Source organism: Bacillales bacterium (assembly GCA_035700025.1).
In the GTDB taxonomy this organism is placed as follows: domain Bacteria; phylum Bacillota; class Bacilli; order Bacillales; family DASSOY01; genus DASSOY01.
On the sequence record DASSOY010000018.1, the window covers coordinates 1 to 9,079 of the forward strand.

Sequence of the window (9,079 nt, forward strand, 5' to 3'; positions counted from 1 at the left end):
GCTCGATTCAAAGCAATTTCCGCAACCCCAATCCGAATCATTCCAGCCAAAAACACCACGAAAAGGAGAAAGACGGGAACAACCATCGCAGCTTCAAGGGTAATGCTCGCTTTTTCGTCTTTATGGAAACTGCTCATTTGTTAGCCCCCTCAATCCCTTTATTTCAAGTCTTCTGGAGTGATTTTCCAAGAAACTTCGTTTGACAATGATGAAAAACCATTATTCCAGACTAGATTGTAGTAGTCAGATTTAAAAACATCAAACACTAATTCACCAGAGGTCTTCTGACCTTTACTTAGCTTTCCTTTAATTAATTCTATCTTTTTAAAGTTGCGTGCTCTATTATCTGATCCCGCTTCATCTGAATCTAATAATTTTACGGCTGAAATTACATCTTGCGCATCAATGACTTTGTTCCCAATGTTTTTGATGGTGATGTTTACTATCAAAAATGATTCATTCGGGAGTTTTTTTCCCTCTATTTCTGGCTTCCTTTGTACGGAGTTCAAAGTAACCCGATATTTACCCAAAGTATCTTTCACAGTACCCGTTTCCCCAACATGAAGGTCAACTTGCTTCGATTCAGTTTCTTTATCTTGTTTTTCACCTTGTGATTTTGGTGCACTGGAGGAATTGTGAGAATTAGTGCTCGTGCCGCATCCTGCCATAATCGCCATGATCAATAATAGTACCCCGTATTTCATTACGAATTTCTTCAATGTACCCATCCTTTCTGAAAGTGATTAATAGGAATAACTAATTCTCTTAGTCAAATGAAACTTATTACCATTAGAACTTCTATTTTCTTCATTAGATAAATCAAGCATTTTAGTGATTCCTGGAATAAACCATGGTTTTACCGATGCAGTTACATTTGCTGAAAGAAAAGTAAATGACTTGGTTAGGTCTGTTCCAGTCCTCAGCTGAATTACAGCCATGATTCTACCTAATCTCGAATTTCCACCTTTATTAATAAATAAAAATAATCTCAAATAGTCACTATAGAACGAATCTACCAATTTATGTTTAGAAATATTAATAAATGTTGCTGGGCCTCCTTTCTTTAACTTTCTCATCTCATTTGCAGTATCTTCTATCGCATACCCCAACGCCGCCGCCAAGATTGCCGCAATATTAAATGGAAACGGTACGGCTGCGGCTTCTCTCATGATGGGCTGCGTGAAAGATTCAATAAAATTGATGGCGAATCGCACTAAGAACAATTCTGCCAAGGCTGCCGCATAGTTGGCTCCTGGTTCATGGATACCATACAAAATGTACTCGACCTCTCGATTGCGAAACAGGAAATCTGATTCTTTCCCGGTTGGTTTACTGCTTGCGAAATAGGTCATGATGTATTCGTCGACATATACTTTGTTTCTTTCAGTTTCCAGGAAGTTTCCCAAGGCACGAAACAATTGATCCATTTTGCTCATGGCATTATCCGCGGTCTGTTCGGCATCTGAGTCATTCTTATGATCTGATTTTTCCGAATTCTTTCCGCCGTAAGCTTCAACGAATTGCTGCAATTGGTCATAAATGCCCTGGTCTTTCGCCAATTCGATGAAATCATTCATCTTTCGTCGAACTTCTTTCATTTGCTCGTCTGGATTCAGTCGGTTCTCTTTTTTGAATGTTTCCAATGCCTTTTGGCCGTCGACATATTTTGTTTTCATGTGATTATATGCACGCGACACCGCGCTTCGGGCGTCCTTGAAGTGGTTTATCGTGTTTTTTCTGTAAGTTCTTGAAGCGGGGACTGATGAGTTTTCGATTTGATCGTTCACCATATTTCTGAAATTGTTTATCACCTTCCATAACCCATGATTCTTTCCGGTCTTTGCCAAAGCCTCCTTCACATATTTTTCATTCTTTGTAAAAAATGAGTCTTCCATTACCATATTATCGACTTGTTCTTCCACTTTGTTTAATTTTTCCGGTGTCTTCATTTTTGCTTTTGATTTCTTGTTCGCCGCCGAATAATATGAATTCTTGCTGTTTCGATGGTTTTTGATCGATTCCTTCACTTGTTCGTTCAGTTTCTCAGCGGATTGCAATTGACCTAGTGCTTGAAATAACTTAGCGCTTGCGGAGCCTGTCTTATTCCTTAATTTCTTCAACAATCTCTTGCTGTTTTCGACATATTCCTGTGCTTTTTCAGCGTCGGTTTTTCCGTCACAGTGGACGTGTGCTGAAGGAATGCAAGCCGTCTCGTAGTAGTCGCCTTCCGGCAAAGCCTCTTGATAATCATCGTAAAACCGTGTAATGTCATTCAAATTGTTGATTTGCGGAAAAACGGCACTGCGGCTCGCACCGGTCACTTCCGATCTTATTTCCTCAAGGGTTTCTTTCGCTCCCTTGAGCAACTGCGCCGTTTTTTTCAATGCCTTTGTCCGCGCTGCGACATCGTCTTGAATCGCGTTCATTGTGTCTGTAAAAGTTGAAGCTTGTTGCATCGCACCGGAGAGCCCCATAAATCTTTGATAAATCAAAGACGTGAAATGGATCGGCGCCCGGTATTTCATGTCTTCTAAAATCTGATGCTTCAAGACCACAGGATCTGACAGCGGACGCGATGTTGTTACTTTCGTTTGACTGGCATCCATCTCCGTATCAACAAATTGGAAAAGTTCACCTTTAGCGTCTACCGTTAAATTTTTCTCAAAGACGTTTTGAAATGTTTTGGTCGCATCTGCATCAGAAGACATCCCGAACAATCCATATTTATGTGCCCCGGCATCAAAATGAGCGAGCGTGGATCGGACTGCTGCCTGAGCCGCTTCTTCTGTTCTCTCCTGTGCCACTAAAATTCTTGCATAATCGATTAAAACGGCATTAAACAGAAACAATAGGACCGTTACAATGATTGCATAGATGGACACGGCACCGTGTTCGTCTATAATAAATGTCCGAAATAATTGCTTGAACCATGGCTTCAGGATCCACGCCTCCTTCCTGTTTATTTCTTTTTAAACTTGCCGATTGCTGATTTGCAGTTGGTGGTTTGACACACGTTCAGCAATTTTTTTACATAGGTAACGGTTAAATCCGTCGTCCGAATGAATTCCACTGGCTCAGAAACATCAGCCTTTGCCGTTGCTTCTATATTTTTGATGCCGAACATTTTTTTTAAACTATCCGGTATTTGCAAAGGACTGGATAACGTTACCGTGATATTGCCTCCTAGGAGATTGTTGTCGAAGTTGATCTTTTCGATCTTAGCTCCACCGGACAACTTCCATCTGTTTACACGATCCATTTTCTTCGCAACAAGTCCTTCTCCCGATCCGGCATCCAGATTCAAACCAAATTTCGATAAAAATTGATTGCTAGTGACACGCCAGTAAAGACCGTCTCCATTCTTAACATCAGTCGTATATTCATTTCTCCCGAAGGAGCCGTCCTCAAGATCGGCCAGACTGTTGTTCCAACTAAAAGCCATCCGATCGGCAATCACTTGCGCCCGTTGATGCAGGACGACTTGTTCATAGACGATGAGGCTGAAAAAGACTAAACTGACAGTCAAGATCAACAAAATCGGGAAAATGAGGGAAGCCTCAAGCGTGAAGCTCCCTGATTCATTTTTCCTTAACTTACCTAACGATTTGGATATTCGCATCGGTCAATCCCTTCCGCGTCATCTTAATCGCCGCCGGTAAATTGCTTGACGCCCTTGTCTCCAAAATCCAACAAGCTGCCAATCCAACCGATGATTTTGTCTCTGAACAGAATGGCAACAAAGACGATGACCGCGATTATCAGCATCATTTCAAGAGTCTGGAGCCCTTCCTCGTCCTTCCAAAATTTCAACCCTGATACCATTAGCGCTTTCATTTTGATCTTCAACTCCTTTTTTCCCATTTCACATGTATTTTGGATCACCTTAACGTTACATCATCTGCATAGCCGGCCATCCAACGATAATTAGAACAGCCAGAAAGATGAGCACTAAGGGGAACACCAATTTTGAAGAAGCTTCTTCGCCTTTCGATTTTGAAATCGCTTTACGTTTTCTCCATAAATCCTGCGACAGTTCACGAAGCGAAAGCACAAGATCTTGTCCTCCTTTTCGGTAATTCAACAAGACCGTTGTTGAAAAAATCGAGACTTCCTGGATTCCGCAGCTTTTGCTGAGATTGTTCATGACAAGCGGAAAAGATTCATTGTTCGTTAATTTATTCACGACTTCCCGCAAATGGTTGTACAACGGATGATTTGAATCTTCCTTAGACCCTACGCATCGAATCAACGCCAATTGGACTGTTTCTCCCGCATTCACAAGCAAAATCATCTTGTTGAGCAGTTCGGGCAATTCCATAACAATGGCGTCATTTCTTTTCTTCTCTTTATCTGACAGACGTTTGATCATGAAGGCGGGCATAAAAGCCGTCATCGCAATCCCGGCGATGAAAAGCAATTGATCGCCGTTTCCGATATACGCCATGAGACAAGTCGCCAAAAAACCAATGAGAACGACGGAAATGAGTTGTGCGACAAACATTTTCGTATAAGGAATCGCCTCTTTATGCCCATGCAGCTTCATGATCTTTTGCTGAATCATTGAAATTCTGCCGTAAAACCGTTCGATAATCTTAAAACGGTCGAGCAAATATAAAGAAACCGGCGCCATGAAATGAAGAGAAAATTCGTCTTTTTGAAAACCGCCGATGAAAGGTTGATAGTCTTTCGACGCTTTCAACCAAATCAGTGCATAAATGATTAGGAGAAAGATTGCGATAAGAGCAAACACCGCCATTGTCTTTACACCTCAATTTTCATGATTTTCTGGCTTAACCAGAAGGAAAATCCTAGAATGCCGAGGCAAGCCGTCATCACAAGAGGACCTGCACCGGGCCATTCGTATAATGGCTTCATGTAGTCGCCGGCGGAGTATTTCATCATTAGAATGACCCCGAGTGGAACGACCGTTAGCACTTTCGACTCAAATCGTTTTTGGGAAATCATGACCGAGATTTCTTGCTGGATGTCGAGCTTTTCCCCGATGATATCCGAGGTTCTTCGTATCACCTCAACGAGGTCACCGCCGGTTCGTTTACACGTGAGGAAAACATCCGAAAAGTTGGCGATATCTTCAACATCTGAGCGTCTTGCGAAATCCTCAACCGCCCTTTCAATAGATTCACTGTTCTCGACCCTCCGGTTGATGATGCCGAATTCCCGCAAAATATACGTGTTTGGATCGGGATACAGCAATTTCAAATCAATGGCCACTTCCCGAAAAGCATTTTCAATGGAGCGGCCTGCTGCGAGTGAAGACGAAAGCGAAGCGATGGCTTCCTTGAACTGCATGGCGAGTTCGGCTTTTCTTTTTTCAAGCAATCGATTTCTTTGCATCCGCGGATATACAAGACCGACGAATGCCATCAAAATTGAAACGATGATATGGCCGTAAAAGAGGTAACCGAGAAAGAAAAAGAATATCCCTGCCAAACATGCGTATTTGTAAAACTCCGTTTTTCTCAAGTGGTATTGGGAATAATCGATAAGGATGCGGTTCGATTCAGCTTTTCGGATGATTTTGGTTGATGGTGCTTGATTGGAGGAGATTTGAGAGGCTTCCCTTTGTACCGGTACTTCGATTTGTTTTTTCTTTCGATGAGCCACCGTGAAGACGTAAGCGGCAATTAGACTGATTAAAATAAGGATGATGATCCCGTCCAAAGCATTTCCCCCTTTCTTTCGAGATCATGATGCGGGAAGGATCCCCGCCAATTTCAGTTTATCTTTATTCTTCAGTGCATTTCCCGTCGCTCTCAACGAGCCGATGACTTCTCCGTCCGGCCCCTCTTCCTCTTCAACAAATTCAAACAACGGGTTTAACTGAATTTCGCCTGCCTTAAGGCCCGCCATTTCACTGACGGCAACGACTTTCCGACAATGGTCTCGCAATCTTGAAAGGTGGATCACGATATCAATAGCCGAACTGATTTGTTTTCTGATGACTTCCACAGGTAAATTAGCCCCGCTCAATGCCATTGTTTCCAACCGGCTCAACATATCTATGGTGGAATTGGCATGTCCGGTGGAAAGCGATCCGTCATGGCCGGTATTCATCGCCTGCAGCATGTCAAGCGCTTCTTCTCCACGCACTTCCCCTACGATGATTCGATTCGGACGCATTCTTAAAGAGGTCTTGATCAACTCTCGAATGGTAATTTCACCTTTTCCTTCCGTATTTGCATTTCTTGTTTCCAAACTAACGAGATTCGGTACGTTACGAATTTGCAATTCCGCCGAGTCTTCAATAGTGATGATTCTTTCATTTTTCGGAATGAAGTTGGAAAGAACGTTCAAAAACGTCGTTTTCCCCGAACTCGTCCCCCCGCTAATGAACACATTGTATTTCGCCAACACCAAATCCTTCAGGAAATCGGCAACTTCTTTCGTCACTGCTCGTTTTTTAATCAAATCGTTCATCCCCAGCGGTTTCCCTGGAAATTTTCTAATTGTCATGACCGGACCTTTCAAAGCAATCGGCGGCAAAACGACGTTTACCCTCGAACCGTCCTCCAGCCGGGCATCCACGATCGGTGAAGATTCATTAACGACGCGGTTCACCTTGGAAACGATCGATTGGATAATATCCTCGAGTTTCTGGACGTCCTCAAACTGCATCGGCGCTTCGGTCATTTCACCGTTTCTTTCGATGAAAATTTCGTTATGTGTATTGATCATGATCTCGGTGATCGTGGGATCTTCAATTAAAGGTTGAAGAACATCCAGACCCCGAAAGGCGTTGTAGATGCGCTGAACGAGCCATTTCATTTGCGCGGAAGTCAGATGATGCTCCGCTGCACTGCGGAACACAGCCTGTTCAATATGCGCTGTCAGCTCTTCGTTCGTTGTCGTGTGCATAAAATCGAGATTGCCGCGGATGTCTTCGATCAGCTTCTTGACAAGGGCATCATTCACCATACAAAACACCTCTTCGCTCGGTCAAAGACAGCAATGCATCGGCAAAGACCGGTGATGACATCAACGTTCTGCCGTCTTTCGCGTTTTTCCATTCCGGAATATAAGGCAAGTGAAGATCGTACGACTGCGAATGTTCCGCTGCGGCTTGTCCGGTATATTTATTGAGAACACGAGTGATTTTGTCCGTGTTGAGAAACTCCTCAAGTGCGGGTTCCAGACAACAGGTCTTGTGAAAACTTAGGGTATCATTGTTCACGAGCCAGATGATTTCATCGCTGATTCTTAAGGCGGTTTTGATTCTTTCTTCAAGCGAACTTTCGCAGTCGATTACGATGATGTCGTAATTGCCGGCAACCATCAGTGCAGAGACCAATGCCTCCGTTTCTTCTCCGGTCAAATCGGCCATTTCATGAGGATTCACGGGAAGGTTGAAAGAGGAAATGGTTGAATGCGGGTCATAATATTTCAGAGACTCGATCTTTGCCGAAAGTTGATCCGGATCGGTTTTTAAATAATATAAAATTTGCGTGGACGTCCGTTCCGGCGGCGGCGAAAAAAAGAGCGGCGTACTATGCAGCAACTCCAAGTTCAAATAAAATACCCGCTTGTTTTGAAGAGCGAATTGCTTGCATAGGTTGACGGCTACCGTCGTTTTTCCCGTTCCGCCGGATGCTGAAAATACAGCAACTCTTTTCGTTTGCGCCGTCGAATCCCCGAGTTTCTGAACGGAACCCCTCGATGCATTATAAACCGACAAAATCGACGACATGAGCTGATTTAAAGGCTGGAATTTGAATACGGACGGCTCTGCACTTTCAGGGGCAGTAACTCGATCGTCTTCCAATATCATGCACATGCCACTTGGTTCGGGCAAATGGCTTGGGATCCATTCGGATGACGCGAGTAAAATGTCATACTTTCGGCCGTCTTGGACATATTCCCTAAACTGTGTTTGGTCAGAGAAAAGTTTCAGTTCGAATTTCGGAGCTTGTTCAGAAGAGAATACGTAAGCGGAGACTAACTCGAGAAAAGATGCGTCTCGATCAGCAATGATCAAGCGGAGTTTTTTCATCAAACCCCTCCATGTTTCAAAGGTTTTGTGGAGTCATACAAAAGAAAGGATTTTCTTAGGAGTTGTTTTGGTTAGTGAAAATGCGGATGACTATCTTACGAAGTTCTATTGAAGAGAAAGACGATGAAAGTGAGGAAAATTCTGAAAGGTTATTACTAGAATAGCAACCCAACTTCTTCCTGTCAAGCCATTGTTTATAAAAAAAATTAGCCGCGCAAACGGCCTTTTTACATGGAAGAACCTATCAAATTTTTATTCAACCGGTCTTTTATCTCTCTTCAACAATCCTAAAATTCCCTTCGGCAGCAACAAGATGAAGATCATTAAGATCAACCCGTAAACGACGCGGTCCAAGCCTGGGAATTGATCCCCGAAACTGTTTAAATATGAGGAAAGCGGGACGAGAATCGTTGCCCCTAAGATCCCCCCGAAAATATTCCCTACGCCGCCGGCGATCGAATGAACGACCGGATTCAAAGCGGTGTTGAAGCCAAAGGCGGCATTCGGGTCGATGAGCTTGTAATACGTAACATATACGGTACCTGCCAAGGCAGCGAGACCGGAGCTGACGACAAAAGTAATCAATTTGACGCGATACACGTTGATCCCGACAGCTTTTGCGGCGCGGCTGTCATCGCGGATGGCCGTCAACTGATAACCGAAGCCGGATTTCACAATGCGCCAAATGATATAGAGTGTGACGATGACGACGATCAAGATCGTAAAGTAATACGGCATCTGGCTGTCCCATGACAGATTGATCAATCCCGATGGTTCCATGTGCAAAGGAACGCTGATGCCGTAGTCCCCGCCGGTATATTGGTCGAAGTATTTAAACAACACTTCCATTCCGATCGTGAACACGAAAGTGATCAAGGAGAAATAATGACCGGACAGACGGCAAATGAAGGCGCCGAGGATGAGCGCCAAAAGCGCCGCCACAACAAACCCGGCGGGAAACCCGAGCACGGCCGGCACGCCCCACTGCGTGAAGAAAGCGGTGACGTAGGCGCCGATACCGAAAAAAGCCGTATGGCCGAGCGACCACATCCCTCCCGATCCGCCTAACAA

9 protein-coding genes are annotated in these 9,079 nt (G+C 43.9%); all 9 read right to left on the bottom strand.

The genetic code is table 11. The annotated features are described in order from the left end of the window. Window positions 1-158: 158 nt before the first annotated feature. Window positions 159-719 (bottom strand): DUF4352 domain-containing protein, encoded by a 561-nt coding sequence (locus tag VFK44_03430; GenBank protein ID HET7627420.1) that lies wholly within the window; start codon window positions 717-719, stop codon window positions 159-161. A gap of 24 nt (window positions 720-743) precedes the next feature. Further along, entirely contained in the window at window positions 744-2,882 is a 2,139-nt protein-coding gene (locus VFK44_03435; GenBank protein HET7627421.1) for a DUF5702 domain-containing protein, read from the bottom strand. A 77-nt stretch (window positions 2,883-2,959) separates the two neighbouring features. Continuing rightward, entirely contained in the window at window positions 2,960-3,619 is a 660-nt protein-coding gene (locus VFK44_03440) for a TadE/TadG family type IV pilus assembly protein (protein ID HET7627422.1), read from the bottom strand. Window positions 3,620-3,642: 23 nt separating this feature from the next. Next, entirely contained in the window at window positions 3,643-3,846 is a 204-nt protein-coding gene (locus VFK44_03445; protein ID HET7627423.1) for a Flp1 family type IVb pilin, read from the bottom strand. Between the two features lie 43 nt (window positions 3,847-3,889). Next, window positions 3,890-4,756 carry a type II secretion system F family protein gene (locus VFK44_03450; GenBank protein ID HET7627424.1) on the bottom strand — a complete coding sequence of 289 codons (867 nt, stop codon included), beginning with the start codon at window positions 4,754-4,756 and terminating at the stop codon, window positions 3,890-3,892. A gap of 5 nt (window positions 4,757-4,761) precedes the next feature. Further along, window positions 4,762-5,682: a type II secretion system F family protein gene (locus VFK44_03455; GenBank protein HET7627425.1), complete on the bottom strand. Its 921-nt coding sequence runs from the start codon at window positions 5,680-5,682 to the stop codon at window positions 4,762-4,764. 24 nt (window positions 5,683-5,706) lie between these two features. Continuing rightward, window positions 5,707-6,936, bottom strand: coding sequence for a CpaF family protein (locus VFK44_03460; GenBank protein HET7627426.1), 1,230 nt, complete (start codon window positions 6,934-6,936; stop codon window positions 5,707-5,709). Continuing rightward, window positions 6,926-8,008, bottom strand: coding sequence for an AAA family ATPase (locus VFK44_03465; protein HET7627427.1), 1,083 nt, complete (start codon window positions 8,006-8,008; stop codon window positions 6,926-6,928). Before VFK44_03465 ends, VFK44_03460 begins: the two co-directional genes overlap by 11 nt. Window positions 8,009-8,260: 252 nt before the next feature. Then, the coding region (locus VFK44_03470; GenBank protein ID HET7627428.1) for a branched-chain amino acid ABC transporter permease at window positions 8,261-9,079 on the bottom strand (819 nt) is incomplete at its 5' end.

What these genes read in the sequence shown, in the direction of transcription:
- VFK44_03440 (HET7627422.1), bottom strand. Translation starts at nt 3,619, where the DNA reads ATGCGAATATCCAAATCGTTAGGTAAGTTAAGGAAAAATGAATCAGGG.
- VFK44_03450 (HET7627424.1), bottom strand. Translation starts at nt 4,756, where the DNA reads ATGGCGGTGTTTGCTCTTATCGCAATCTTTCTCCTAATCATTTATGCA.
- VFK44_03460 (HET7627426.1), bottom strand. Translation starts at nt 6,936, where the DNA reads ATGGTGAATGATGCCCTTGTCAAGAAGCTGATCGAAGACATCCGCGGC.
- VFK44_03465 (HET7627427.1), bottom strand. Translation starts at nt 8,008, where the DNA reads ATGAAAAAACTCCGCTTGATCATTGCTGATCGAGACGCATCTTTTCTC.